This window comes from Pseudofrankia coriaricola, assembly GCF_032027725.1.
GTDB lineage: Bacteria > Actinomycetota > Actinomycetes > Frankiales > Frankiaceae > Pseudofrankia.
On sequence record NZ_JASNFO010000048.1, the window covers coordinates 39,420 to 65,835 of the forward strand.

General features: G+C 68.9%; 24 protein-coding genes and 1 pseudogene. 14 read left to right on the plus strand and 11 right to left on the minus strand.

From position 1 onward, the window contains the following. Complete coding sequence (locus QOZ89_RS25205) at positions 1–1,113, plus strand: epoxide hydrolase family protein (RefSeq protein ID WP_083418007.1); 1,113 nt, start codon at positions 1–3, stop codon at positions 1,111–1,113. Positions 1,114–1,143: 30 nt separating this feature from the next. Next, positions 1,144–1,410 (plus strand): hypothetical protein, encoded by a 267-nt coding sequence (locus QOZ89_RS48345; protein ID WP_083418006.1) that lies wholly within the window; start codon positions 1,144–1,146, stop codon positions 1,408–1,410. On the opposite strand, the gene QOZ89_RS25215 is transcribed toward QOZ89_RS48345, so the two are convergent. Next, a complete protein-coding gene (locus tag QOZ89_RS25215) occupies positions 1,342–2,469 on the minus strand; it encodes a Clp protease N-terminal domain-containing protein (RefSeq protein WP_312625696.1) in 1,128 nt (375 codons plus the stop codon). The genes QOZ89_RS48345 and QOZ89_RS25215 overlap by 69 nt on opposite strands. A gap of 71 nt (positions 2,470–2,540) precedes the next feature. Between QOZ89_RS25215 and QOZ89_RS25220 the strand changes: the two genes are divergently transcribed. Further along, positions 2,541–2,921, plus strand: coding sequence for an excisionase (locus QOZ89_RS25220; RefSeq protein WP_071046330.1), 381 nt, complete (start codon positions 2,541–2,543; stop codon positions 2,919–2,921). A gap of 243 nt (positions 2,922–3,164) precedes the next feature. Here the strand turns inward: QOZ89_RS25220 and QOZ89_RS25225 are convergent, their stop codons facing one another. Beyond that, positions 3,165–3,983 (minus strand): DUF4118 domain-containing protein, encoded by an 819-nt coding sequence (locus QOZ89_RS25225; RefSeq protein ID WP_083418005.1) that lies wholly within the window; start codon positions 3,981–3,983, stop codon positions 3,165–3,167. Positions 3,984–4,220: 237 nt separating this feature from the next. Here QOZ89_RS25225 and QOZ89_RS25230 point away from each other — a divergent pair, with 237 nt between their 5' ends. The 3 genes from QOZ89_RS25230 to QOZ89_RS25240 all read left to right on the plus strand — a co-directional run bounded on the left by QOZ89_RS25230 (position 4,221) and on the right by QOZ89_RS25240 (position 7,022). Next, positions 4,221–4,835: a hypothetical protein gene (locus QOZ89_RS25230; RefSeq protein ID WP_312625699.1), complete on the plus strand. Its 615-nt coding sequence runs from the start codon at positions 4,221–4,223 to the stop codon at positions 4,833–4,835. A 104-nt stretch (positions 4,836–4,939) separates the two neighbouring features. Beyond that, positions 4,940–6,547 carry a multicopper oxidase family protein gene (locus QOZ89_RS25235; protein ID WP_312625700.1) on the plus strand — a complete coding sequence of 536 codons (1,608 nt, stop codon included), beginning with the start codon at positions 4,940–4,942 and terminating at the stop codon, positions 6,545–6,547. 160 nt (positions 6,548–6,707) lie between these two features. After that, on the plus strand, positions 6,708–7,022 hold the full coding sequence (locus QOZ89_RS25240) for a hypothetical protein (RefSeq protein WP_312625702.1): 315 nt from the start codon (positions 6,708–6,710) through the stop codon (positions 7,020–7,022). A gap of 58 nt (positions 7,023–7,080) precedes the next feature. Here QOZ89_RS25240 and QOZ89_RS25245 read toward each other — a convergent pair whose 3' ends face one another. Next, a complete protein-coding gene (locus QOZ89_RS25245; RefSeq protein WP_312625703.1) occupies positions 7,081–7,386 on the minus strand; it encodes an SHOCT domain-containing protein in 306 nt (101 codons plus the stop codon). Between the two features lie 342 nt (positions 7,387–7,728). Between QOZ89_RS25245 and QOZ89_RS48350 the strand changes: the two genes are divergently transcribed. Further along, positions 7,729–8,286 carry an isoprenylcysteine carboxylmethyltransferase family protein gene (locus QOZ89_RS48350; RefSeq protein ID WP_312625704.1) on the plus strand — a complete coding sequence of 186 codons (558 nt, stop codon included), beginning with the start codon at positions 7,729–7,731 and terminating at the stop codon, positions 8,284–8,286. Between the two features lie 100 nt (positions 8,287–8,386). On the opposite strand, the pseudogene QOZ89_RS25255 reads toward QOZ89_RS48350, so the two are convergent. Next, positions 8,387–8,662 (minus strand): annotated as a pseudogene (locus QOZ89_RS25255) (C40 family peptidase); the annotation flags it as partial. A 72-nt stretch (positions 8,663–8,734) separates the two neighbouring features. On the opposite strand from QOZ89_RS25255, the gene QOZ89_RS48355 reads away from it, so the two are divergent. The 4 genes from QOZ89_RS48355 to QOZ89_RS25275 all read left to right on the plus strand — a co-directional run bounded on the left by QOZ89_RS48355 (position 8,735) and on the right by QOZ89_RS25275 (position 14,576). Continuing rightward, a complete protein-coding gene (locus QOZ89_RS48355) occupies positions 8,735–10,273 on the plus strand; it encodes an MFS transporter (RefSeq protein ID WP_312625706.1) in 1,539 nt (512 codons plus the stop codon). After that, on the plus strand, positions 10,270–11,217 hold the full coding sequence (locus QOZ89_RS48360; protein WP_312625708.1) for an ABC transporter permease: 948 nt from the start codon (positions 10,270–10,272) through the stop codon (positions 11,215–11,217). Before QOZ89_RS48355 ends, QOZ89_RS48360 begins: the two co-directional genes overlap by 4 nt. After that, on the plus strand, positions 11,214–11,930 hold the full coding sequence (locus QOZ89_RS48365; RefSeq protein WP_312625710.1) for a hypothetical protein: 717 nt from the start codon (positions 11,214–11,216) through the stop codon (positions 11,928–11,930). The genes QOZ89_RS48360 and QOZ89_RS48365 overlap by 4 nt, the downstream gene beginning before the upstream one ends. A 105-nt stretch (positions 11,931–12,035) precedes the next feature. Beyond that, positions 12,036–14,576 carry a heavy metal translocating P-type ATPase gene (locus QOZ89_RS25275; protein ID WP_071046324.1) on the plus strand — a complete coding sequence of 847 codons (2,541 nt, stop codon included), beginning with the start codon at positions 12,036–12,038 and terminating at the stop codon, positions 14,574–14,576. Positions 14,577–14,617: 41 nt separating this feature from the next. On the opposite strand, the gene QOZ89_RS25280 is transcribed toward QOZ89_RS25275, so the two are convergent. Both QOZ89_RS25280 and QOZ89_RS25285 read right to left on the minus strand, forming a co-directional pair. Further along, a complete protein-coding gene (locus tag QOZ89_RS25280) occupies positions 14,618–15,586 on the minus strand; it encodes a M56 family metallopeptidase (protein ID WP_131803697.1) in 969 nt (322 codons plus the stop codon). Next, entirely contained in the window at positions 15,583–16,014 is a 432-nt protein-coding gene (locus tag QOZ89_RS25285; RefSeq protein WP_083418001.1) for a BlaI/MecI/CopY family transcriptional regulator, read from the minus strand. Before QOZ89_RS25285 ends, QOZ89_RS25280 begins: the two co-directional genes overlap by 4 nt. Before the next feature lie 337 nt (positions 16,015–16,351). Here QOZ89_RS25285 and QOZ89_RS25290 point away from each other — a divergent pair, with 337 nt between their 5' ends. From QOZ89_RS25290 to QOZ89_RS25300, 3 genes are all read left to right on the plus strand, one after another. Further along, positions 16,352–17,428, plus strand: a complete 1,077-nt coding sequence (locus QOZ89_RS25290) for a C40 family peptidase (protein WP_312625716.1) — start codon at positions 16,352–16,354, stop codon at positions 17,426–17,428. A gap of 230 nt (positions 17,429–17,658) precedes the next feature. Continuing rightward, positions 17,659–18,354 (plus strand): response regulator transcription factor, encoded by a 696-nt coding sequence (locus QOZ89_RS25295; RefSeq protein ID WP_083418582.1) that lies wholly within the window; start codon positions 17,659–17,661, stop codon positions 18,352–18,354. 10 nt (positions 18,355–18,364) lie between these two features. After that, positions 18,365–19,456 carry a sensor histidine kinase gene (locus QOZ89_RS25300; RefSeq protein ID WP_274536523.1) on the plus strand — a complete coding sequence of 364 codons (1,092 nt, stop codon included), beginning with the start codon at positions 18,365–18,367 and terminating at the stop codon, positions 19,454–19,456. Positions 19,457–19,610: 154 nt separating this feature from the next. Here the strand turns inward: QOZ89_RS25300 and QOZ89_RS25305 are convergent, their stop codons facing one another. The 5 genes from QOZ89_RS25305 to QOZ89_RS25325 all read right to left on the minus strand — a co-directional run bounded on the left by QOZ89_RS25305 (position 19,611) and on the right by QOZ89_RS25325 (position 26,326). Continuing rightward, on the minus strand, positions 19,611–20,720 hold the full coding sequence (locus QOZ89_RS25305; protein WP_071048721.1) for a UDP-N-acetylglucosamine--N-acetylmuramyl-(pentapeptide) pyrophosphoryl-undecaprenol N-acetylglucosamine transferase: 1,110 nt from the start codon (positions 20,718–20,720) through the stop codon (positions 19,611–19,613). 214 nt (positions 20,721–20,934) lie between these two features. Continuing rightward, on the minus strand, positions 20,935–21,543 hold the full coding sequence (vanX, locus tag QOZ89_RS25310; RefSeq protein ID WP_071048720.1) for a D-Ala-D-Ala dipeptidase VanX: 609 nt from the start codon (positions 21,541–21,543) through the stop codon (positions 20,935–20,937). Then, entirely contained in the window at positions 21,540–22,580 is a 1,041-nt protein-coding gene (gene vanA / locus QOZ89_RS25315; RefSeq protein ID WP_071048719.1) for a D-alanine--(R)-lactate ligase, read from the minus strand. The genes vanX and vanA overlap by 4 nt, the downstream gene beginning before the upstream one ends. Beyond that, positions 22,568–23,533 (minus strand): D-lactate dehydrogenase VanH, encoded by a 966-nt coding sequence (gene vanH / locus QOZ89_RS25320; RefSeq protein WP_071048718.1) that lies wholly within the window; start codon positions 23,531–23,533, stop codon positions 22,568–22,570. Before vanH ends, vanA begins: the two co-directional genes overlap by 13 nt. A 492-nt stretch (positions 23,534–24,025) precedes the next feature. Beyond that, positions 24,026–26,326 carry a LuxR C-terminal-related transcriptional regulator gene (locus QOZ89_RS25325; protein ID WP_071048717.1) on the minus strand — a complete coding sequence of 767 codons (2,301 nt, stop codon included), beginning with the start codon at positions 26,324–26,326 and terminating at the stop codon, positions 24,026–24,028. Between the last annotated feature and the right edge of the window lie 90 nt (positions 26,327–26,416).

Consider the following 26,416-nt stretch of genomic DNA (forward strand, 5'->3'; position numbering starts at 1 on the left):
GTGACAGAGCTAGATCCGTTCCGGGTCGACGTGCCGGCCGACGTGCTCACCGACCTGGCCGAGCGTCTGCGGCGGACGCGGCTTCCGAACGAGATACCGGGCATCGGCTGGGAGCAGGGCATCCCCCTGGAGGTACTCCAGAGGATCATCCGCTACTGGCTGGACTCCTATGACTGGCGGGTCCACGAAGCCCGCCTGAACCGCTACGAGCAGTTCATTACGACGGTCGAGGGCCAGCGTTTCCACTTCCTGCACATTCGGTCGCGTCACAAGACGGCCGTCCCGTTGTTCCTGACCCACGGCTGGCCTGGTTCCGTAGTCGAGTTCCTCGACGTGATCGACCCGCTGTCCGATCCGGCTGACCCTGCCGATGCGTTCCACCTAGTGGTGCCCTCGCTGCCCGGTTACGGGTTCTCCGGCCCGACCACGGAGGCGGGCTGGAACCCCCGGCGGATCGCCGCCGCCTTCGGTGAGATCGCCGACCGGCTCGGCTACCAGCGCTACGGCGTCCAGGGCGGGGACTGGGGCGCGATCGTCTCCTACAACATGGCTGAGTTGCGCCCGGAACGCGTCCTTGGCTTGCACGTCAACCTGATGAACGTGCCGCCGCCCAGCGGCGAGGCGGCCGCTCCCCCAACAGCGTGGGCGCGGCGGATGGGACGCGCTGGCGGCGGCTACGACGCGATTCAGGGGACCAGACCACAGGCGATCGGTTACCTGCTCGACGACTCGCCGGCCGGGCTGGCGGCCTGGATCATCGAGAAGTTTTACGAATGGACCGACCAGTCCGGCGGCAGCTTTGTCCTCACCAAGGACCAGATGCTGACCAACGTGATGGTCTACTGGGTGAACCTCACCGGAGCGTCGTCGGCCCGTCTGTACTGGGAGCGACGCCAGGCCCCGGAGACGATGGTGCCGCAGCGACGGGTCTCCGTGCCAACCGGAGTGGCCAATTACCCGGGAGAACTGGTCCGGTCGCTCCGGCCGCACGCCGAGCGATTCTTCAACATCGTGCACTGGACCGAACTCCCCCGCGGCGGGCACTTCCCCGCGATGGAGGTGCCGGACATCTTCGTGGATGACGTACGGGCATTCTTCCGGCCTCTGCGCTAGGGAGCTTCCCGTGGATCTTCGGCTAGCCAGATGAAGATCCACGCGATGATGATCTCGTTGCAGAAAACGCAGAACGGGATCAGCCTGTTCAACCCGGCCACCGTGACGGTCACCCGTTACCGCTACCGGGGCGCCAGGATTCCGCTCCCCTGGACAGCGGCCACCGCCCTGGAGGGCTTGGCCGATGACGTCGCTGGTGTCGGTGTGGGCCGAGTGGAGCCTGCCCCGCTACGCCAGTGGCTGCGCGGGCTGCTCGTCGTCGGGCTGCGCGGTGGTCGTCTCGTCGGTGCCGTCTGACGAGGCGTGTGGTCGTCCCGCCGCCGCGGCGCGGGAGCGGATGTCCTCCAGGCTGGCCTCCAATGCCTTCCACACGGCGGACAGGCTGCCGGCGACGGCATCCGCACCGCTGAGCAACGGCTCGGCGGCGGGTTCACCTTCGGTGTCCGAGGAAGCGCCGGCGTCGGCGTCGGCATCGGCCACCGGTCCGGGGTCCGGGGAGGCACGGCGGCCGCTCAACGCGCCGAAGGCGAGGCGAGCCAGGCCCAGCAGCCGGCGATCGGTGGCCTCGACCACGACAGCGGCGTCGGTCAGGCGCAGCGACATCCCGCGGCGCCCGGCTATTTCCGGCAGCTCGTCCGACGTGCCAGTCAGCTCGGCGCGGAGCAGGGCGTCGCGGGCGGCCGAGAGGTCGAGGCCGAGGCCCGTCAGCGTCCTGGTCGCCGCACTGGCGGGATCACTGAGCAGGGCCAACAACAGGTGGTGCGAGCCGACCGGGTCATGACCGGCATAGCCGCCCGCACCCGAGATGCTGGCCATCGCCGCCGCGGTGCGGCGCGGCTCTTCCTCCTCGATGCCGAGGACGCCGCTGTCGACATCGGCGAGCGCACCGTGCCGCCGCCGTCCGGTCGCTCTGTCGGCCCCGTCCGCGGCGATGAGCGCGAGAACTCGCGCGCGCAGCTCCCGGCTGTCCACCTTCCACTCGCTCAGCATGCGCGCGGCCAGACCCTCGTTGAGCTCCAGCAGGCCGAGCAGGACGTGTTCGGTCCCGATGTAGTTGTGCCGCAGGCCGAGCGCCTCCCGTAGTGACTTCTCCAGGACCTTCTTGGCCCGGGGAGTGAACGGGATGTGGCCCTGCAGGGGCTTCTTGCCCCGTCCGACGGCCGCGACGACGCGTGCCCGGGTCATGTCGATCGACAGGTCGATCTCGGCGAGGGCGCGCGCGGCGATGCCGTCGGTCTCGCCAAGCAGCCCGAGCAGGACGTGTTCGGTGCCGATGTAGTTGTGATCGAGTCCACGGGCCTCCTCCTGGGCGAGGACGACGACGTGGCGGGCTTGAGTGGTGAATCGCTCGAACATGAGGCCAGCATCGGCCCGCCTTCTAACCCGGTCAATACCATGCTAATAATAGGCTCGATGAGGAGGTAGCCGTGAACTGGGACGATCGTCTGGATCAGTGGGACGTCGAGCGAGAACTCGCTTCCCGACTGGAGGACTCCGACTGGGTGACCCTCCAGGAGGCCGCCGCCAGGACCGGCGTGTCCCGTGCCGCGTTGCGGACCTGGTACCGCGGGGATCTCATCCCCTCTCGTCTGGTCGACGGCCCACACGGTCCGCAGCGCCTGGTACCGCTGGCGATGGTCGCGGCGCGGGCTGGCGAGTCCCCGCGGCTGCGCCGGAAGTGGGAGAAGCGCCTCGGCGAGGAGGCGCTGGTCGAGCTGCTCCAGCATCGGATCGACGACCTTGAGGCCAGGGTGGCCGCCCTGGAAAAGCGTGACCCCACTGGCCGCCGTGGGTCCGCGCCCGGGTGACCAGACGGCCGACGACTGGCCATCCCATCAGCCCTGTGGGGTGCGAAAAGTCGGCCTGGGTCTGTGAGCTGGGCCGATGCGACGGCCAGGTCCTCGACGTGCTGGCCTCCGAGAAACGGGACCTGGCCGCGGCGCGCCGTGATCGGCTCGCTGCGCCGGCCGGAGTACGCGGACGGGCCACCGCGGGCGGGAGGTGGACAGAGCCGCTGCAAGATCAGGCCGGCCAGGAGGTCGTTGCGGGCACTATCGTCGAGGCCTCGGTGGCAGGAACGCCGGGAGGGCGTGGTCTGCCGTGCCGGTGCGAGATGGGTTCCCGCCGGGGTGATCGGGGCGACAGATGTGAGCAGCGCCGTGCGGGTGCGGTCGGTGGCCGCGGCGGCGGCCGCCTCCTCCGCCTTCGTCGAGAGCCTGCGGTGCTCGAGCGCGACGGCGGCCTGCGCGGCGAAAGGCAGCCAGCACGCTTCGGTCGGAGGCGGGCAGGACCCTGCCGCGCAGCGCCAGGGTGAGGTCCCGGCTGATGGGCACGACGGTGTCCGCGTCGTCCGGGTCCAGGCACGGCGGGAATCCGCGGAATCCGACCAGAGCCCAGGTGTCGCGGGAGGGGGCGACGCCTGTCTCGCCGCGTTGGAGGAGGGTCACCGACTCGACGGCGAAGCTCTCCCGGACGCGGTCGAGCAGTACTGGCAGCGCCACCTGGCCGGCGATGAGGCTTCCGGACAGCGTAGTGAGCATCGCCGCCTCGGCGCGGGCCCGGGCGGCCTCGCCGACGTAGCGGGCCGAGGCCTCCACGACGCCGCTGACGGCGAGCGCGACGACGAGGAAGACGGTGAGCGCGACGACGTTGAGCGGGCCGCGGACGAACAGCGAATGCACGGGCGGGGTGAAGAACCAGTCAGCGAGCAGGCCCGCTCCCACCGCGGTGACCACGGCCGGGTAGAGCCCGCCGACGAGCGGTCCGGTCCGTCGATGCGGCCATGTCAGTGGCGAGGCGCGCGACCGGATGTGTGGCAATGGCCGCGCCGGCAGCGGGCGTAGGACTCCGCTCGATGGACAAGCCGCCATGCATCAGCATGAGGCCGAGCAACACCACGCCGACCAGCAGCAAGGTCCGCGCCCACGCGAGGACCCGCGCGCTGGATATGCGACGGGGCAGGCTCACCAGCCGCCATTCTTACCGGCATCCTTTCCGGACGCCCGGCGGAGCCCGAGTCACGCACCACGTCCTGGGCCTGCCCCATTGGTCATGGCGATACGGGACCTTCTCGGATCACCTGAAGGTTGATAACGGCACTATCATCGATGTCGACGGAGGGGGAGCCGACCACGATGCTCGCGGCGCCAGCCACCGCTGTCCCGGATGGTTCACCCGGGGCGGGCCCGCTGACGCGGGAGCACGTGTCAGGCTGGACCGGCTGGGCTGCGTCGCTTGGGGCGCTAGCGAGCGGGCTCGCGGTCGCGGCGCTGCTGCTTGCCCTGGTCGTGATGCACGCCGGCCTGGCCCCGGCGATGGCCGGGCACTCTGCCATGACCGCGGGTGGCGGTGGCGTGTCCGCCGTGACGATGCCAGGCCACCTCTCCATCGACGAGGCGGCATCGATGACGGGCGCGGCCATGGCGCGGCCCGCCGACGGGAACCTGGCCACGGGTCTGGCGGCGTCGGCGATGGCCGCTGCGGCGGCGCCGGGCGAGACGGGCGCGGGCGGGATGCCCGGCCACGTCGGTGGCGTGATGTGCCTGGCGGTGTTGACGCTGGTCGCGCTGTCGCTGGCTGTGCCGTTCCTGCGGCGGATCGGGCGAGGGCCCGCGGGGCAGGTCGGTGGCCTGATGTCGCCGGGCATGCGCGCGGGCTGGGCCGCCGACCGGCCGCCGCGGCCGGCCGCCGCGCTCGCGCGGCTGTGTGTTCTGCGGACGTAGAAGCGGTTCTCGGCTTCTCGATGCCCTGATCCGTTCGCCCGGGCAGGTGCTTGGACCGGTCCGTTGTCCGGTCGTGCCCGGGTTTCCTCGTCTGGAGAACCTGCATGTCTTCCCAACTTTCAGCCCCGTCGGGGGCTGTCGCCGGCGCGCCAGGACGTCGCGGCCGCCGGGTGCTCGTCGTCGTCCTCGTCGCCGTCGTCGCGCTCGCCGCGGTGACCGCCGGTGTCGTCACCCGTCTGGCCCGCGGTGGCGACGACACCGGTGGCCAACTGGTGGCGCCGTCCTCAGCGGCCGTCCTTGCCACCGAGCGGGCCCGGCCGGCCAGCGGCCGCACCGTGACCAGGACCATCACCGCCCGCCCCGCAAAGATCGACCTCGGCGGAAAGACCGTGACCACCTGGACGCTGGACGGCACCGTGCCCGGCCCGGAGCTGCGGGTCCAGGTGGGTGACCGGCTGCGTCTGACGTTGCGTAACCAGCTTCCGGTGGAGACGTCGCTGCACTGGCATGGCCTGGAGCTGCGCAACGACATGGACGGCGCGCCTGGGGCCTCCGGCTCGGCGATCCCGCCGGGCGGGTCGTTCACGTACGACTTCACCGTGCCGTCGACCCCGGGCACCTACTTCTTCCACAGCCACGTCGGGACCCAGCTCGACACCGGTCTGTACGCGCCGCTCGTGGTCGAGGACCCGACGGCGCCGCGTGACGACGACACGGACGCCGTGCTCATGGTCGATGACTGGACCGACGGCCTGGGCCGATCACCCGACCAGGTCCTCGAGGACCTGCAGGCCAGGGGTATGGCGGGCATGGCCGGCATGGGAGGAGCTGGCGGCTCGGGCGGGATGCCCGGGATGAACATGGGCGGCGGCGGGATGGGCCCGCTCGGAGCAGACACCGGTGATGTCGCCTACCCGGCCTACCTGGTCAACGGCCGGCTGCCGGAGCAGCCCTATGTGCTGTCTGCGCAGCCGGGGCAGCGGATTCGGCTGCGGCTGGTCAACGCCGGCTCGGACACGGTGTTCCGGTTCGGTGTCGGCGGGCACCGGCTCACGGTCGTCGCGGCCGACGGACGGCCGGTGCGGCCGGTGGACGTCGACACGCTGATGGTCGCGATGGGCGAGCGCTACGACGTGGAGATCACCGCCGGGACCGGGGTCTTCCCGCTGATGGCGGCGCCGGAGGGCAAGGACGGCATCGCGATGGCGGTGCTGCGCACGGCCGCCGGCCCGATACCGAACCCGGCCGACCGGCCGGCGGAGCTGAACGGCCGGCTGCTGACCTACGCGGACCTCCACCCCACCGCCGCCGACGCCCTGCCCGCCCGCGAGCCCGACCAGGTGATCACGCTGCGCCTGGGCGCGGACCCGACCGACTACCGGTGGACGATCAACGGTAGGTCCTTCGACGACTCCGCCGGCGACCCGGCCGCCAACCACCCGTCCGAGCTGCGGGTCCACCAGGGCCAGCGGATCCGGCTGGTGTTCCAGAACGCCACGATGATGGCCCATCCGATGCACCTGCACGGGCACACCTTCGCGGTGCTCGCGCCGACCTCGAACGGGGTCCGCAAGGACACCGTGCTGGTCCCGCCGATGGGCACGGTCACGGTCGAGTTCGACGCCGACAACCCGGGCCAGTGGATGATCCACTGCCACAACGCCTACCACGCGGCGGCCGGCATGATGACCATCCTGTCCTACGTCACCTGACACCAGCCCGACCTCGGCTCGGCGGGCCGCTCCCGGCCCGCCAAGCCGTCGGCCTCCTCGCGCAGTTCTACTTTCGCTTCTAGTACTACGGCCTGGTGTGGGCCCACCGCGGCTTGTCGGCCGCTGTGCTGGCCCTCGTCTCGGTGGGGGTGGTCCGACGATGTCTCTGGGCATCTGTGGTCCCGGAGAAGCCGAAGAACCTCGCACGGTCAAGGCGGCGCGGACGGGTGGTGGACTGACAGCGGCGGAACGCAAGGCGACCGAGCGGCGTGCGCGATATCGCCGCAGGCGGCGGATCATCCGTGCGGGCCAGGTCCTGATGGCCGTCGGTGCCGTCGTCGCCCTGGCGCACCCGCTGGCGCGCTGGGAGGTGTTCGGCGGCCAGCCCTCAGGCCTGGTCGACCTCGTCGCCGGCTACCCGATCGCGGCAGCGCTCTTCTTCGCTGGCGCGGTCGCCGCCGGCCAACGCCAGTAGCCGGCGACAGGCGGCGCGAAGCCGGCGTTCCCACGGGCCACGGATACCGCCGCGCTCGTCAGCGCTTGGCGAGGCGGTCGGCCTCGTGGAGAGCAGCCAGCCGGGCACGGAACTCCTGCTCATCGATCTCGCCGCGAGCGAAGCGGTCGGCCAGCACCTGCTCGGGCGACAGACGAGCCGGTCCATGGGTAGCCGGCGGCTCGGTGGGCGGTCGCGTCGAGGGGCGGTTCCGCTCGTCGGAGCGGATCAGAGCGCGTACCAGCAGGACCGCGCCGGTGATGAGCACAGCCCAGAACAGCAGCATGCCGACGGACATGGCGAACCAGCCCCAGCCACTCATGTCGTGGTCGTACCCATACATCATCACAGCCACCTCCCGCAGTGATCGGGCTGGGACTGGGCGGCGGTTCCGGCCGGCCCCCATGCGCGATCCCTTCTCCTTCGACGGTGCTCCCTTCCGCACGGGCGCGCAGGGGCTGTTCGGCCTAGCGGCACCGGGCCGAGCGGTCACCGCCCCATGCCCAGGTGCCCGGCATAGTCGGGCTGGCTGGGGTCGAGGTTCCCGCTCCTGCGCGACACCCATGCCGGTGGGCACCTGTGGAACGACCTGATCGGCTGGAAGGGCGACCCACACCTGAGCCCGTTCCATCTGGCCAGCTACGTCTTCATCGGCGCCGGCTTCTGGCTGATCGCCGCCGCCTGGCGGATGCTGCACGAGGCCGCGCGCACCGACAAGCTGGCCACCACCGGCCCCCATGCCCGGGTCCGGCATCCCCAGTACGACGGCCTCCTGCTCGTAATGATCGGATTCCTGCTGCAGTGGCCGACGATCCCTACCCTGGCCATGTTTCCGATCTTGGTTGCCGTCTACGCCCGGCTCGCCCGCAGCGAGGAGCGCGAAGTCGCCACGCGGTTCGGCGAACGCTGGTCCACCTACGCCGCATCCACTCCGGCGTTCGTCCCCCGCCGCCACCGCGCTGCCCCTGATCGGGGAGAAGACGGACGGCGGCCTACCCGGGTCAACCCGTCGACGGGCGACGGTCCCGCGGGTCCGCCGACCGTGCTCGTCACCCGGTCGACGGCCAGCGCCGCCGAGACACTCAAGAGTCGGACGTCGGCGCCGTCTCCCACGGCCACCCCAATGGGACAGGACACGAACATGCCCATGGTCGCGGCGGTTACGCCCGCGACGACTCCTGACGGCGCGGTGACCGCCAGGAACACGGCCGCCACGTCGACAGGACGGCTAGCAGTTACTCGCTGACCTGGTAGCGGTCCTGCGGGAACCGTCTGAGGGCCGGCACGCTAGCCAGCGGCCCGCGGGCGGGAGGGGATGTCCCGCCCGCGGGCCGCCGTCCGTGGGGTTACGGAACCCGGCCGACGTAGTAGGACGACGTCCAGATGGGTTCGAGCTTCACCACGTCGCCGCTCTTGGGCGCGACCCAGATCTGGCCGTCGCCGGCGTAGATGCCCTCGTGGTAGATCGACCCCGGCTCGCCGAAGAAGATGAGGTCACCGGGCTGTTCGGAGCCGCGCGAGATCCGGACTGTGGCCGCGAACTGCTGGTCGGTGGTGCGGGGCAGCGACTTGCCGAGCTGCTTGTAGACGTACTGCACCAGCCCGGAGCAGTCGAAGCTGTACTGCGGGTTGACAGGGCGACCCTGCCGTTTCTCGTCGCCGGGCTGCTGGCCCTGGTCGTGCTGCTCGCGTCGGTGCGTGGCCTGCCCGAATCCCGACATCTCGACCAGGACGTCGAGTTCACGCACGATACGCACCGCTGGCGGCAGGGTCTGGGACTGCGCTGGCTGCTCGGCCTGGTCGTGGCTTCGTCCTCGGGCCTCAGGCTGTTCGAGGGCACGTTCGTGCTCTACGGGCAAAGCCGGCTGGGTCTCGGCCCCGCCTCGGCCAGTGTCGTGTTCATGGTCTGCGGGCTGGTGATGGCTGTCCTGCAGGTTGTCGCGGCCGGGGTGCTGTCGAAGTTCGTGTCACCGACCGTCCAGGTCGCCGGCGGTCTGGCGGTCCTGGGTGTGGGCATCGCCGTCCTCGTCACGGCCCGCACGTTCGCCGCCGTGCTCGGGATCGTCGCGCTGCTCGCCGCGGGGTCCGCGTTCATCACCCCGAGCCTGTCGGTCCTGGTGTCGACCGATAGGGGCGACCGCGCGGGCGCCGCCCTTGGGATGAAGAGCGCGGCGAACAGCGCCGGCCAGTTCGTCGGCCCGCTCGTCGGGGTCAGCCTGCTCGCCTGGCGACCTACCTCCCATTTCATGCTGGCCGGCGGCCTGCTGATCGCCCTCGGCATCGCGGTCGGCCTCGTGCACTGGTCCGGTCGCCGTCACCCTCGTCCACCGAGAAGGACAGCGTCGTTGCACGCTTCCGCGCACGAGGCGAAACGCGTCTCCCGCCGACCGGTCCCCGCCGGTCCCGAATGTGCTCGTCGCCTCCAGCCGGAAGGGATGGGATGGATCATGACCGAGTCGACGCTCGCGGTGGACGCGGGGCAGGTGGACAGGTCTGGGGGCGCGGCCGGCGTCGGGGAGCCGGTGTTGGTGGCGGCCGGTATCGAGAAGTCGTTCCGGCGTGGGATGTGGCCGCTGCGGCGGGTTCACCCGGTGCTGCGCGGGGTGGATCTGACGCTGCGGCCTGGTGAGGTCGTGGGGCTCGTCGGGGAGAACGGATCCGGCAAGAGCACGTTGATGAAGATTCTGGTCGGGGAGCTGGCCGCGGACGCGGGCGTCATCACTAGATCTGGCCGGCTCGGGTACTGCCCGCAGGAACCTGTGCTGTATGAACGGCTCACCTGCGAGGAGCATTTCGAGCTGTTCGGGCATGCCTACGGAATGACGACCGAGGCAGCGCGAAAGTCGCGCCAGATGTTGTATGGGGAGCTGGGTTTCGCCCGCTACGCGGGAACCCGTGCGGACCAGTTGTCCGGGGGTACCAAGGCGAAACTGAACCTCGGGCTCGCGCTGTTGGCCGATCCGGAGGTGCTGCTGCTCGACGAGCCCTATGCCGGTTTCGACTGGGACACCTATCAGCGGTTCTGGCGGCTGGTGGCCGACCGCCGCGCCGCCGGTCGAAGCGTGCTGGTTATCAGCCATTTCGTGGCCGACGAGGAACGCTTCGACCGCATCGTCGGGCTGCGCGACGGCGTCACCCAAACACGTGACGGCGACAACGTGCCGCGCGACGACGCGACCCGGCGCCGTGGCGACGCTGTCGGCCGGGAGGACGACGTGAGGGGGTCACGATGACCACCAGGCGGTTCATGCCAGACGCCGAGCCCGCTCGGGTCCCGGGCGATCCCGTCGGTGTCAGCGGTCTGGCGCTGTTCGTGCGCAGGTTCCTGGCCGACTACGCCCGCAACCCGGTGAACCTGCCGATGCTCGTCCTGGTCCCGACTGTGTTTGTGGTCGTCGTGGCCGGATCCCTCGGCGATGCCGCCAAGCTGCTCGGCGGGCCTGGCGGGCTGGCGGTGCAGACCGCGACGGCCGGCTGGGCCGCCGGGTTCCTCACCGCCGTCGCCATGTACTTCCAGACCCGCGCGGCGCACGCGGCTGACCGGCGCCTGGTGCTCGCGGGCCTCGCGCCGGCGCGGCTGGTCGCGGCGAGGCTCGCCAGCGGGCTGGTGCTGGCGCTGCTCGCGGCCGCGACGGCGCTGGTCACCCTGCTGCTTCGGGCCGGTATCGACAACCCCGGCCGCACGATCGCGGGAACGCTGATGTTCGCGGTGATCTACCTCGCGATCGGTGCCGTCATCGGCGCGATCGTGCACAGCCCGGTGAACGGGATGGTGCTGATCCTGTTCGTCTGGATCGTCGACGTGTTCTTCGGCCCGGCGATGGGCGCCGCGGACCGGCTGGCCACCCGCGTCCTTCCGACCCATTTCCTGACGTTGTGGATGGTCGACCTGCCCTCCGGGCACAGCGGACGGATCGGCGACCTTGGTATCGCGCTTATCTGGACGGCAGGCGCCCTCGCCGTGGCGTTCACCGTCGTCACGGCCACCAGCCGCATCGCCGGCCGCCGACGCCCTGGCCACCGGCCCGGGTCCGTCGGCGACCAGCTGGCCGCCGGGCTGCGGATGGGTTTCCGGGACTGCCGACGTATCCCCGTGCTGTGGGTGCTGCTCGTCGTCGTGCCGACCGTGTTCATCCTGCTGGCGACGCCGCCACCCCGAACCGGCCGATCTCCATGACCGTCGTCGAGGCCGGCCGGAGCACAGTGCGGACGTTCTCGATGCCCGAGGTCCACGGCGCGACCATGGCGCCGATCGCGGTCGCGTCCCTGGCCGCGCTGGCCGGCCTGTTCCTGGTCCTCGACTCCCGCGTCGCCGACCGGCGGCTCGCGCTGGCGGGCTACCGTGTCCCCGCGCTGCTCGCCAGCCGCCTCACCACCGTCGGCGTCGCCGCCCTAGTCGCCACGGCCGTCTCCCGCGCCATCACCGCCACCGTGACCAGCCCGCGCCAGTGGGACGTCTACATCGTCGCGAACCTGCTCGTCGCGGTCACCTACGCACTGCTCGGCGTCATCATCGGGCCCCTGTTCGGCCGGGTCGCCGGCGTCTTCATCGCCTTCCTGATGCCGTTCCTCGACCTCGGTATCAGCCAGAGCCCGATGTTGCGCGACGAGCCACCTCTCTGGGCCCACGCCCTACCCGGCTACGGTCCGGACCGGATCATGCTCGACGGTGCGCTCACCCCGACGTTCGACGAGACCATCCCGTTGCTGATCTCCCTGGCCTGGCTCGTGGCACTGGCCGTCCTGGCAGGCGCGGTGTTCCACCATGCCGTCGCGCCCGGCCGCCCGCGCGCCCGCGTTCCCCGGACGGGCGACCCTGGGCCCACACACGGCGGGGTGGCACCGATCGGGCACGCGACGACGCCGGGCAAATACCCCATGGGGGTATAGTCGGATTGTGGCGGCATGGCCCGTCCTTGCTGGGGGCGGCGCGGCCGGTCCGCGGCGGGCAGCAGCGAGGCCGAGCCTCCACCGCGAGGGGATAAGGAGCCGAGCATGGACGGGCAGGACCGCCACCCACACCCGCGTACCGCTCAGAATCCGCGCTCAGAGGGATCGCCGCCGGCCCTCGCGACGGCGGTTCTTGAGGTCTCCGGGATGCGCTGCGCGACCGAGCAGGCCCGGGTGGAGGCCGTACTCAGCCGGCGGCCCGGTGTCATCGAGGTCGCGGCGAACCCGACCGCGCAGACCGCGCTCGTGCGGTTCGACCCGGGGCTGACGTCGGCGGCCGAGCTCGCCGGCTGGGTCCGTGACTGCGGATATCACTGCGCTGGGCAGTCGGTGCCGCGCCACGTCTGCGACCCGCTGGCCGAGCCCGTGCCCCGGGAGGCGCATCCAGCAACGCATGACGACCATGGGGTGCACGCCGCGCACGTCGGCGCCCAGGTGATGCCTGTGACACCCGTGACACCCGTGGCGCACGGCGGGCATACGGGACCGGGGGAACGGGTCGCGTCGCCGCACGAGGCGATGGGTCACGGCGGGCACGGCGGGATGTCGATGTCGGCGATGGTCGCCGACATGCGCGACCGATTCCTGGTCGCGGCGGTGTTCTCGGTGCCGATCCTGCTGTGGTCGGCGATCGGGCGCGACGTGCTCGGGTTCCACGTACCGGCGCCGTTCGGGATGCGCGACGACGTGTTCCAGCTGGTACTGAGTCTGCCGGTCGTCTTCTGGGCGTCGTGGATCTTCTTCGACGGCGCGGTCAGGGCGCTGCGCGCCCGCACGCTGGACATGATGGTGCTGGTCGCCGTCGCGATCGGCACCGGCTGGATCTACTCGGCCGTGGTCACGCTGACCGGCGGCGGTGACGTGTTCTACGAGGCGGCCAGTGTGCTGGCGGCGTTCGTGCTGCTGGGCCACTGGTTCGAGATGCGCGCCCGCGGCGGCGCGAACGACGCGATCCGTACCCTGCTCGAACTGGCGCCCGAGAAGGCCCTGGTCGTGCGGGACGGAGCGACGGTCGAGATCCCGACCAGCGAGGTCGTCGTCGGCGATCTGCTGCTCGTCCGCCCAGGTGGGAAGATCGCCGTGGACGGGGTGGTCGAGGCCGGTGAGTCCGACGTCGACGAGTCGATGGTCACCGGCGAGAGCCTGCCCGTCCACAAGCAGCCGGGCTCACCCGTGATCGGCGCGACGCTCAACACCACCGGCGCCCTGCGGATCCAGGCGACGAAGGTCGGCGCGGACACGGCGCTCGCGCAGATCGTCGCGCTCGTGCAGGAGGCCCAGAACAGCAAGGCGCCGGGCCAACGTCTCGCAGACCGGGCTGCGTTCTGGCTGGTTCTGGTGGCGTTGGCCGGCGGGCTCGCCACGCTGCTGGTGTGGCTGTTCGCCACCCATCGGCCAGCGCAGGAGGCGGTACTGTTCGCCATCACCGTCGTTGTGATCACTTGCCCGGACGCACTCGGCCTGGCCACTCCGACCGCGATCATGGTCGGGACGGGCCTCGGCGCCCGGCGCGGGATCCTGTTCAAGAACGCGGGCGCGCTGGAGATGGCTGCTCGGATCACCACGGTCGTGGTGGACAAGACCGGCACGCTGACCAAGGGCGAGCCGGCCGTCACCGACGTGCTCGTCGCCGACGGTGTCGACGAAGCCGAGCTGTTGCAGCTGGTCGCGGCGGTGGAGCGGGAGTCCGAGCATCCGCTCGCCGCGGCCGTCGTCCGGCATGCGGACGCTTTCAGCCTGCGGCCGGCCAGGGCGGCCGAATTTATCAACGTTCCTGGGCAGGGCGCGGTGGCTACCGTCGATGGACACCGGGTCGCCGTCGGCACCCCACGGCTGATGGAGGCCGAAGGAGTCGAGCTGGGCGCCCTCGCCGAGCGGCGCGCCGCGCTCGCCGCTGACGGACAGACGGCCGTGCTCGTCGCGGTCGATGCACAACCGGCAGCGGTGATCGGCCTCGCGGACGCTCCACGCCCGACCTCGGCGGCGGCGGTCGCTGCCCTGCGCGCGGCGGGAGTCGAGGTCGTCATGCTCACCGGCGACAACCAGGCCACCGCCCGGCGGATCGCGGACGGGCTTGGCATCGACACCGTCATCGCCGAGGTACTCCCCGGTGACAAGGCCGCCAAGGTCACCGAGCTACAGCGCGCCGGCCGGCGGGTCGCCATGGTCGGCGACGGGGTCAACGACGCCCCCGCCCTCGCCCAGGCCGACCTCGGCATCGCGATCGGCGCCGGCACCGACGTCGCGATCGAGACCGCCGACGTCGTCCTCATGCGCTCAGACCCGATCGACGTCCCCGCCGCGTTGCTGATCGGCCGCGGCACCCTGCGCAAGATGCGCCAGAACCTCGGCTGGGCCGTCGGCTACAACGCCATCGCCCTGCCGATCGCCGCCGGCGTCTTCGAGCCTGGCATCGGGCTGGTTCTCCGTCCCGAGATTGCCGCGCTGTCCATGTCCGGATCCAGCTTCCTCGTCGCCGTCAACGCCCTCCTCCTCAAGCGGCTACGCCTCCCCCGCTCGTTGACCAAGGCGGCGGACACGCAGCCCGTCGCCGAAGCGCGGCCCACCGCGACCCCCGTGCCGTGACGACGGGCCGCGGCCGGCCGTCAGAGGATGACCGGTGAAGATCAGCTAGCGGGCGGTGGGACGGCCGGTAGGGGGCAGTAGAGGGTGTGGCCGAGGCCCAGCAGTGGTCCCGCGGCGATCGCGATCGGGACGAGGAGCAGCACCACCGCGAGGGTTCCGCCGGCCATTGTCCGGACGAGGCCGAGTGGGTTGGCCGGTGCCAGCAGGCGATGGACGCGTCCCAGCGCCGTCGGTCCGCCCGCGGCCAGGCCTACCCCCTCGCCGCCGCCAGCGGCCAAGACGGCGAGCGCGGTAGCGATCGACAGGCGGGTGTGCCGGCGGGACGCGGCGTCGTCGGCAGCCAGCTCCAGCAACCGGCCGATCTCGCGCCGGGCGACGGTGAACAGCGGCGCAGCGGGGAACGCCCTGACCAGGACGTCGGCGCCGGCCAAGGCCAGGTGATGGCGGCCCACCAGATGCGCGCGCTCATGCGCGAGCACCGCCGCCAGCTCCCGTTCGCCAAGCGCGTCCAGCGCCGCGGTCGTGAGCACGATTCGCTGGTTGCGGCCGGGTAGGCAGTAAGCGGCGGCGGTCTCGTGGGCGAGGACGACCGCTCCGAGCGTGGGCGCCGGCCGCGCGAGAATCGCGAGTTTCAGCGCGTGCTCTCGACGGGCACGCGCGCTCCGTATCAGCCCGGCCGTCGCGCAGAAGGCGACCCGGATGAGCAGGGCCGCGACCACCGCCAGTCCGCTTCCCGCGACGCTCGCGCTGCTGGGGGTGGCGTACGAGTCCCGCAGCGACACCACACAGGCCTGCAGCATCTCAGCGAGATCGGTGCTGAGAGGTACCGACGGAACTGCCAGCGCCAGCCCGGCCAGCCCGGCGGCGGCCAGCACTGACAGCGACAGTGCCTGCCACAGGCAGACCGCCAGCCGCGGGGCTCGCTCGGCCCAGGCTGCCCCACGTAGCAGCCGGGGGGTCACCACGGCGAGCACAACCGCATAGGTGACCAGCACCGCGGCAACTATCACGTCTGTCCATCCGACGGCAATTGCCGCTGGCCCGGCCGGTTCGCGTCGTTCCGGGAGCCCTGGGTACCGGCCCCGTGCGTTGCCCTGGCAAGGGCGTCGCTCAGCAGCCGGGCCTCCTCGGGCGACATCCGTTCGACGAAATGGATCAGCGTGGTTGCGGGATCCAGGCTGTCGGCGAGCGCCTCGCCCATCAGCTCCGCGTTGTGCTCCTCCTGGGAACGCACGGGCTCGTAGAGATACGCGCGGCCGACCAGTTCTCGGCGCAGCCAACCCTTGCGGTGCAGGTTGTCCATCACGGTCATCACCGTCGTGTAGGCGATCCGTCGCCGCTGTTGGAGCTCCTCGAAGACCGCCCGCACGGTCCGAGGCTCGCCCGCGGACCACAGCAGATCCATCACTGCGGCCTCCAGCGCGCCTAGCCCACGCATGACCGCCTCACCGCCTCTAGCCAGCCGAATACGAAACATCCTAGTAGCAGGAGACTCTCGCCCCGCCGGCTCGACGGCCGGTCGCGCCCGGCAGCGTCACAGAGTCCCGCCTTCGAACACGTGTCGTCGGGCTGGGACATGCGCTGGGCGGCGAGCCGCCCTGCGCCAGATCGGCGCCGGGAGCGCGAGCCTCGTCTCACTCGCCTCGGCCCCGAGTCTCGGCCGGGGTCGAGGCAGCCGGCCGACGCGCCGACACCCTTGACCCCTTTTTCTACTAGAGGGGCTAGTACTACTACTATCCGGCGTAGTTGTTACGGATGATGCGTCTGAGGACGTGGTGAGGGAGGAGAAACGGTGCCTGCTCGGGTCGGCGGTCGGCGGTCGGCGGTCCCTTGACGAAAGGTGGCCCAGGCGCGACCCGGGCACCGAATCGGGGCCGGACGAGGCGCCCAAGGAGTCCCTGCGCCGCCGGGCGACCGAGCCTCGGCGTCGGGCAGCCACCGTCGTCCTCCTGGCCGGCGGAACGTTGGCGACGTCGATGACGGGCTTTGCCGCGGCCACCTCCGACACCTCCGGCGACAGCCAGCCCGCCGCTGACCCGATCATGCAGGCCTCCATGCTCGGCGCCTCCATGCTTGGCAACCAGCCGGCTCCGACGGACGCGCCCGCCGGCGTGGCGCTGGCAGCGGAGGTCGCGAACCCGACGCAGCAGTTCACAGCCCTGACCATCACGCCCGACAAGACGGCGATCAGGCCAAACGACCAGGTGACCTTCACGGTGCACGCGGCGGCGGCGACCGGCGCACCCGTCGCAGGTGAGCAGGTCAACATCGTCGTCGTCACCGGCAGCCGCTGGTCGACCAGCGCCATCCTGCGGACCGACGACGGCGGCGACGCCCGCGTCAGCGCCCGCCTGCTGAGCACGACCACGATCACCGCGGTGTTCGACGGAGACGCCGTGCTGCGCCCGTCGGTGGCCGGTGCCGCCACCGTCGTCGTCCGCAGCCCCACGGCAGGCATGGGATCCGGGCCGGGAGGCACCGCGACGGCGATCCCCGGCAGCACCATCGGCGCGAAGGCCGTCTACCTCGCATCCCTGCAGAAGGGCAAGCCCTACGTGTGGGGCGCGACCGGCCCCAGCGCCTTCGACTGCTCCGGCTTCGCGCAGTACATCTACAAGCAGCTGGGCCGCTACCTGCCACGCACCGCCCAGCAGCAGTACAACGCGACGATCCACGTCCCGCAGTCCGCCAAACAACCCGGCGACCTGATCTTCTTCGGTACCCCCGACAACATCACCCACATGGGCATCTACGCCGGAAACGGCTACATGTGGGCCGCTCCCCGGAGCGGCGATGTCGTCAAGTACGAACCGATCTACACCAGCAACTACTACGTCGGCCGCGTCCTGTAAGCCGAGGTGATCGGGGCGGCGCTGGTCGCGAAGGCCCGGGGGCTGGGGTTGCGGCGGATCGCCGCGGGGTTGGGCCGCCCGGTGGGGACGGTGCCTGGCTGGCTGCGCCGGCCCGCGGGCCGGGGGCGGGCGCGGTGGCGGCCCCGGGGGCCGGGGCTCGGCGCGGTGTTGCCAGCACGTATGTGGTTTTCAGTATGCCGACGATATGCGCCGGTCGTAGCATCCAGAACGTGCGTGTGTTGGTCGTCGAGGACGAGCCCTACATGGCGGAAGCCATCCGCGACGGGCTTCGCCTGGAGGCGATCGCGGCCGACATCGCCGGTGACGGTGACACCGCTCTGGAGCTGCTGAGCGTCAACGCCTACGACATCGCCGTCCTCGATCGCGACATTCCCGGGCCCTCCGGTGACGAGATCGCCGAAAGCATCGTCGCGTCCGGCAGCGGCATGCCGATCCTGATGCTCACCGCGGCCGACCGGCTTGACGACAAGGTGTCCGGGTTCGAGCTTGGCGCCGACGACTACCTCACCAAACCGTTCGAACTCCAAGAACTCGTCCTCAGGCTCAGAGCACTCGACCGCAGGCGCGCCCACCGCAGGCCGCCCGTGCGGGAGATCGCAGGCCTGCGTCTGGATCCGTTCCGCCGCGAGGTCTACCGGGACGGCCGATATGTCGCGCTGACCAGGAAGCAGTTCGCGGTGCTCGAAGTTCTCGTCGCCGCCGAAGGTGGTGTCGTCAGCGCCGAAGAGCTACTGGAACGGGCGTGGGACGAGAACGCGGACCCGTTCACCAACGCCGTGCGCATCACGGTCTCAGCCCTACGCAAACGCCTGGGTGAACCCTGGGTCATCGCCACCGTGGCCGGCGTCGGCTATCGCATCGACACAGCACCCGGCATCGGACGTGAGGGAGGAGACCGTGGATAGGGCACCTGGTTTGAGCATTCGCCTCAAACTCACCCTCAGCTACGCCGGGTTCCTCATGCTTGCGGGTGCCTTGCTGCTCGCGGCCGTGTGGCTGTTCCTTCTGCGCTACGTCCCCAACCGTGCGCTCCTCACAGACCCCACCACCGACCTTCATGGTGTTTTTCCCATCCGGTCCAGCCTCCTGCACGTTTTCGCTCCGAGGGCGGCCGCAGTGATGGCGTTCCTGCTGGTGTTCGGTCTGCTGGGAGGGTGGCTTCTCGCTGGCCGGATGCTCGCCCCCCTGACTCGCATCACAGACGCCACGCGCATGGCCGCGAACGGATCGCTCTCCCACCGAATCCGGCTACCAGGCCACAGAGATGAGTTCCGCGAGCTCGCTGACGCATTCGACATGATGCTCGCGCGGCTCGAAGCACACGTCGCCGAACAGCAGAGATTCGCAGCCAACGCCTCCCACGAACTGCGCACCCCCCTGGCGATCATGCAGACACTGCTCGACGTGGCCCGCAACGATCTGAGCCGCGACAACGGCGAACTCGTCGACCGCCTCCACGTCGTCAACACCCGAGCGATCGATCTCACTGAGGCATTGCTCCTGCTCAGCCGCGCCAACCAGCGATCCTTCGCCCGAGAACACGTCGACCTGTCTCTCGTAGCGGAAGAAGCCACCGAAACACTCGTCCCCTTCGCGGAAAAGCACGGCGTCACCATCGAGACGTCCGGGGACATCACCCCCACCAGCGGCTCACACGCGTTACTGCTGCAGATGACGACGAACCTCGTGCACAACGCGATCGTCCACAATCTCCCTGAACATGGCACCGTGTGCGTCACAACCAGCGTTCACACCAAGAGTGTGGTGCTGACTGTCGAGAACACCGGCGAGAAGCTCACCCCACAGGTAGTTGCCACGCTGGTCGAGCCGTTTCGTCGCGGCACCGAACGCATACGTAGTGACCATGCAGGTGTCGGCCTCGGCCTGGCAATCGTCAAAAGCATCACCCAGGCACACGACGGAACTCTCACCCTCACCCCCCGGGCCGCTGGGGGGCTCCGCGTCACGGTGCGACTACCCGTCGCGCCATCGCACACTGGCAGATGACGATCAGCGGAATTGCCGCACGGCCCCGAGGGAGGGAATAGTCAAGGCCTTTGGATCAGCGTGTCATGCGGCGTGAGTGTCACCGCCCGCTGGTTGGTCGGGTCGGGAACCTCCCAGTCCTCCGGGCGGTTGCCGGCGCGGTCGGCCGTGGCCCTCATGAGGCGAACCTACGTCGCTCGGCGACCGCGGTGAGCACGTGCCGGGCCAGGACGACGTCCGCGTCGGGCGCGCCGGCCGCCGACGCGTGGGCCGACATCGCCGCGATCCGCTCGGGATCGGTGAGCAGCGGGATCAGGGTGGTCTCGATCCAGGCCGGGTCGAGGTCGGCGTTGTCGACGAGCAGTGCCCCGCCGGCCGCGACGACCGGTTCGGCGTTCAGCCGCTGCTCACCGCCGCGCAGCGGCAGCGGGACGTACGCGGCCGGCAGGCCGACAGCGGCCAGTTCGGCGCACGTCATCGCCCCCGAGCGGCAGATCGCGAAGTCGGCCGCGGCGTAGGCGTACTGCATCTCGTCGACGTAGGGGATGACGACGTAGGGCGGGTCGGCGGGGTCGCCGTCCGGCACCTCGACCACGTACTGCGGCCCGGTGATGTGCAGCACCTGCACGCCGGCCGCCCGTAGCGCCTCGACCGCGCCGGACACCGCGGCGTTGATCGCCCGGGCGCCCTGCGAACCGCCGGTGACCATCAGCACCGGCCCGTCGGGTCGCAGGCCGAACCGCTGCCGGGCCGCGTCGCGCAGCGCGGGTCGGTCGAGCCCGGTGATCGCCGGCCGCAGCGGGATCCCGATGGCGGTGGCGTGAGCCAGCCGGACACTCGGCGCGGCGGTGAACACGTGCGTCGTCATCCGGACCGCCAGTCGATTGGCCACTCCGGGCCGGGCGTTCGCCTCATGGACGACGATCGGCAGGCCCTGCCTGCGGGCGGCAAGGTAGGCCGGCACGGCCACGTAACCGCCGAAGCCCACCACGACCTCGGCCCGCACGCGGTCGAGCACCGCCTCGGCCGCCAGCACCGAGTCGCGCAGCCTGCCCGGCGTCTGCAGCAGGGCCCGGTTCAGTGTGCGCGGCAGCGGCACCGGCGGGATGAGTTCGAGCGGGTAGCCGCGGGCCGGGATGAGCGTGGTGTCCAGGCCGCGGACGGTGCCGAGGGCCGTGATCTCGGCCGTGGGCTCCAGCCGGCGCAGCGCGTCGGCGAAGTTCATCGTGGGCTCGATGTGCCCGGCCGAATGGCCGCCGGCGACAACGACGCGCGGTGCCGTCACGCCTGTCCCCGCCGTGGAGCACCCTGCCACGGGCCACCGCCGGCCCGCTGCGTCGACGCGGCCCCCGACGCCGGCCGGGCCCGCCGGTACGCCCGGCGGGCCGCCCCCACCGCGGCTGGCTCGTGCCGGGGGAAGGAGGTCAGCATGCCCCCGACGATGACTGTGTCCACTATCAATGCGTTCAACGCCTTGGCAATCTCTCTGGCCGGCTCGACTATGTGATGGGAAAATCAAAATAAGTGTTTGGATAAGGTTCGTGTTTCAGTGTGTAGTGCCACCATTCGTGATCGTATGAATCAAATCCGCAGGCTTCCATGATGGAATGGAGGTGCTGACGATTTCTGGCTTCGACTGGCGTGATTCCTCTTGCGCCGTGATGTGAGATCGGATCCATCAGATCATGGTCACCGCCCATTTGAGCAAGTTCACCGGTAGCCAGATGATAAAGCGTCAGGTCAACTGTGCCGCCCCGGCTGTGGCCCGACCTGGCGGCCACATATCCCTTTTCGAACATCTCGGGCCTGTCAATATTCGGATAGTGTCTTGGTTTAGTCCGGCCATCCTCCGGCTGTTCTGACCAGCGCAGGAAACAATCTACAGCGCGTTGCGGGCGATAACCATCCCAAAGAAGCAGGCCGAAGTCGGAGGATGCGGCCTTTTCTCGCGCTCTTTCCAGGGCCGCGCACAGGGCCCTCGTACCGACGATTCGATTTGCCTGATATCCGTCCACCGGTTTGCCGGTGAAGTTGTCCCAGGTGGCGTACTTGGCATCCCAGCGTATTCCGGGCACAAACTCGTCCACAAAGACGAAGTCGTTTTTCATCGTCTTTTCCCGTGCAATGTCAGCCACACAATCCGGTCGATCACTTCGGCAAGTGGCAACCCCGCGGCCGCCATCATCCTCGGGTAACGGCTGTATGAGGTCATACCGGGCAGAGTGTTGACCTCGTTAAGTACTACTGTTCCGTCTTCCTTCAGGAACATATCCACCCGCGCAAGCCCCCTGCATCCCAGGGCGCGATATACGGCCTTCGCTGTCTCCTGAACGAGCGAGCGCGACTCTGCCGAAATGTCGGCGGGAACGATGGCCGTTGAGTTTTCGGAACCGCTTTCAGGCGCACTCTCCTGATGGATTCTGAAGAAGCCATGGGACAGAGAAATTCTGTCCACCTCGCCCGCGACCAATCCAAATCGTTCCCCTAGTATCGCACATCCCACCTCGCTGCCGACGACGGCCTCTTCGATCAACACCTTCGAGTCGTACTGTCTCGCGGTTTCCACCGCACTCAACAGTTCTTCTTTTCGGGCTACCCTACTGACGCCGAAAGAAGACCCCGAACGGGCCGGCTTCACAAAGACGGGATAGGCAGGCCGATCGGGATCGATCTTTTCGTTCGCCGTGACAGCCCAGTACTTCGGCGTGGCAATTCCCGCGCTTCCGGCGACGATGTAGGCAAGGGATTTGTCCATACACAGCGCCGAACTTTGGACATCGCAGCCTGCGTAGGGAATGCCGGAGAGCTCCAACAAACCCTGCATCGCACCGTCCTCGCCAAATTTGCCATGCAGAACGGGAAACACCACATCCAGACGGATCATCTTGTATCGGTCCTGCTCCAGGACAAGCAAGCCGTGTACGCTTCTGTCCGGCGACAGCACAACCGGACGGCAACTGCCGTTTTCCCAGGCCGCGTCAGGGCCGTCACACAGCTTCCAGGCACCGCTCTTCGTAATCCCGATATAGAACGGCTCATACTTTTCGACATCGAGGTTCTTTGCGACTTCTTGTGCGGATTTGACGGAGATGGGATGTTCTTCAGAACAGCCGCCAAATATGATCCCGACCCTCAGCCTATCCATGCCGATTTCCCCTTCTCAAACTCGAGGCAATTGATGAGGCTGTTTTCGACGGTGTCACTCAGGGCATGGTCTGTGTAATAGGCGGTGTGGGGACTGATGAGCACGTTTGGCAGTTGTTGTAGCCGCAACAGCGACTTGCCTTCAATGGGTTTGTCTCGGCAGTCGGCGTAGAATATTCCTTCTTCTCCTTCGAGGACGTCCAACGCCGCGCCGCCCAATCTGCCGCTTTCCAACGCTGCGATAAGAGCCTCGGTATCGAGAAGTGAACCGCGTCCAGTATTGATGATGAACGCGCCGCGCTTCATCTGCTCGATACGTCGACGGTTTAGGAGATGGTGTGTGTCCACGTTGAGTGGGGTATGGAGCGTGACGATGTCGCTCTGCTGCAGCAATTCAGCGAGAGGAACGTGGTGGCCAGAGGCTTTCGGATGACTGTCATAGGTAAGTATTCGGCAGGCAAAGCCCCGCAGCCTGTCGATGACCGCCGTGCCAATGCGTCCCGTTCCGATCACCCCGATCGTCAGATCGCGCAGTTCTTTCCCGCGCACATCATTCAGCCTGTAGTCGCGGGTATCCGCGCGGCGGATGATGGATTTCGCATTTCGAACCGCCATCAGCATCAGCATCAGTGTGTAGTCAGCGACGCTGTCCGGCGAATAAGCGACATTTCCGACAGCGACGCCGACGCTCTCCGCGTATTTCATATCGATATGGTCGCATCCGACGCTTCGTGTAGAGATATACATTACACCGGCCCGACTCAGCGCACGAAGAATTGACTTCGCGATCGGAGTCTTATGACCAACGCTGATGCATCGGTTTCCGAACGCCAGGTCAATGTTTGCTTCGGATACCGCCGCCTCCGTGAGGGTCGGCATAACACCGAAGCGAGGCGCCAGCTCCCGGAACAAAACGGCCTCGTCCTGCCCGCACCCATAGATTGTGATTCCCATTTCTGGCGCGGCCGCGCAGGACGGGGACGCCGGCGATCGGGTGCGGCGGGCCGCTGTTCGTGCTGGCTCGCTGTGGGTCATGCCTCCAGTCAAGGCAGCGTGGTGTTGCCAGCACGTATGTGGTTTTTGATATGCCGACGATATGCTACCGGCCGGTAACATGCGGGAGCATGCGTGTGTTGATCGTCGAGGACGAACCCTCGGGCTCGTAGAGCCGCATCGCCCTCACCCACCTGGGCCGCGGTCAGCGCGGCCAGCGACATCGATCTTGTAATCATCGCGCCGAACAGCTGGGACCACTGTCAAGGTCGCTCCGTCGACCGTTTGGGAGATCCTGCGCGCCGCAGGCATCGACCCCGCGCCCGACCGGAGCGACCACCTGGGCTGACTTCCTGCGCTCTCAGGCCGACGCGATCCTTCGCGTACAAACTCGTTCGCCCACAACCGCTCATGCCGATGAGCGGACGTTCATGTAGTGGGGTCGAGCATCCGCTACTGGTCGGGTGACGCAATCCAGGCGGCGATCTGGGCGCGCGAGTTGAATCCAAGTTTGTTCAGGATGTTGCGGATGTGGCTGTCGACGGTGTGTTCGGAGATGAGCAGGCGCGCTCCGATCTGTTTGTTACTCAGTCCGTCGACGACCAGGTGTGCGACCTCGGCTTCCCGTTTCCCGAGCGGCGGCGTCCGGGTATCACCTGATGCCGCGGCGGTAACGTGAGTGGGTTCGCCGAGCGCTAGGCGGATCGGGTCTTCTCGGCTCAGGCGTTGTCCGGCCTCGAACTCTGTCTGGAACGTGTGTATTCCGAGTGCGGCTCTGGCCGATTCTTTGGCATGGGCCAACAATGGAGCTAGGTATGGCAAGACGGTTGCGCCGACGCCCGTTTGCACGGTTTCGGCGGCCCCGAGCAGCCGGGCTGCGAGCCGTGGTTGGCCGGAACCCGCAGCGTGGCAGCCCAATGCGTCGAGTAGGCAGTACTGCGCCACGCGGTCATCGATCTGGCTGGCGATCCGTAGCGCTTCTGTGAACAGCGGCTTTGACTCGTCGAGATCTCCGCCGATCAGAGCGGCGAGGCCGAGGTTCAGAAGCATCATCTCGTGACTGTAGAGGTCGCCCGCTCGGCGGCTGCTATGCGCGCCTTCTGAGGACGCCGATCTGACCGTGTCGAGATTGCCCGCAATGAGACCGTCGAGCGCTCGAGCCTGCAGCAACGCGATCGTCGCGGGATAATCGCCAAGGGTCGTCGTGATGGCTTGAGCCGCGTCGAGCAAGCGGCTAGCCGATGCATGATTACCGGCCATATGGTGGGCGATGGATGCCAAGGACAGTGATTGTGACTGCAGGCTGACCTGCCCTGCGTCCTGAGCCGCTGTCGCCGCTCGTTCCAGCGCCGGCGTGGCGGCCGTCGGATCGGACTGCAGTACGGCGAGGAATCCGCGGAGGAAGTGGGCCAGGGCGGGGGCCTGCGGGCTGCCACTTCCCGCCTCGAGCAGCTCATCGAGCCACCAGACGCCTTCGCTGGTCGCACGGGTAATCCAGTACCACCCTATCAAGCTGGCTAGATCCAGTCCGCGTTCGCTGTCTTGGTGGGCCACGCATCGCTGAAGGACAGAGCGGATGTTGTCGATCTCCAGGTCCATCCAGTCGAGCCATTCGACGAGCCGGTACCGGGCTTCCGCCCGCGAGCGCAGGCACCTCGACCGGTAGTAGTCGGCGCAGCGTAGTTCGACGGCCGCCACCTCACCCGCTTCTCCTGCCTTGAGGTCGGCATATTCGCGCATCGTCTCGTGTAGCCGGTAGCACGCGATGTCCTTGACGTCCTCCTTCAGCACCAGGGATTTGTCGACAAGCGACGACAGCAAATCAAGTACCTGTGCGGCCGGCACGTCGTCGGACGTGCAAACCGACTCGACGTCGTCGAGGGTGAACCTTCCCGCGAACACCCATAGCCGCCTCAGCAGGATCTGCTCGCCGGCCGTCAACAGGTCGTGGCTCCAGTCGATGGTGGTCCGCAGCGTCTGGTGACGCGGCAAGGCGGCCCGGCCGCCGCCGGTGAGCAGGCCGAACCGGTCGGTCAAGCGATCGAGGATCTGCTGCGCGGTGAGGACCCGGGTCCGGACCGCCGCCAGCTCGATCGCCAACGGCAGCCCGTCAAGCCGGCGGCACAGATCGACTACGGCCGTTTGGTTCGCGGCGGTCAACTCGAAACTGCCCGATCCAGCCGCCGCCCGTTCGGCGAACAGCATGACCGCCTCGTTCTGTCGCAGTTGCGGGAGAGACACCCGCGGGTGAGCCGACGGCAGGTCCAGCGGCGGCACGGGGACCACGTGCTCACCCGGTATCGATACCGGCTCCCGGCTGGTGGCGATCACCCGCACGCCTGGTGCGGCTCTCATGACCTCGGTCACGAGCCGAGCGGCCGCTTCAATTAGGTGCTCGCAGTTGTCCACGACCAGCAACAGCTGCTTGTCCCGCAGGTATGACAGCAGCAGGGCCACCGGCTCGGACGCGGCCTGGTCCCGCAGGTCCAGCGCCGCCATGACGGCGTTGCCGACGAGTGCGGGGTCCCGGACTTCAGCGAGCTCGACCAACCAGGCGCCGCCGGGGAACCCCCGTCCGAGGTCGGTCGCCGCCCGGATCGCCAGGCGGGTCTTGCCGACCCCGCCCGGCCCGATGAGGCTGACCAGCCGGGCCTCGGTGAGTTTCTTCCTGAGTTCGGCGAGCTCCCGGCGGCGGCCGATGAAGCTGGTCGCTTCGGCCGGCAGGTTACCTGGACGGCGCGAGGGTCTGGCCATGGTGGAAAGGATTTTACCGCTGGAACACGGTCGCGGGTGTCCATTCAGAGGTGGGGCGGTAGCCCGCTGGCCTTGGGGTTTGCGTTGCGG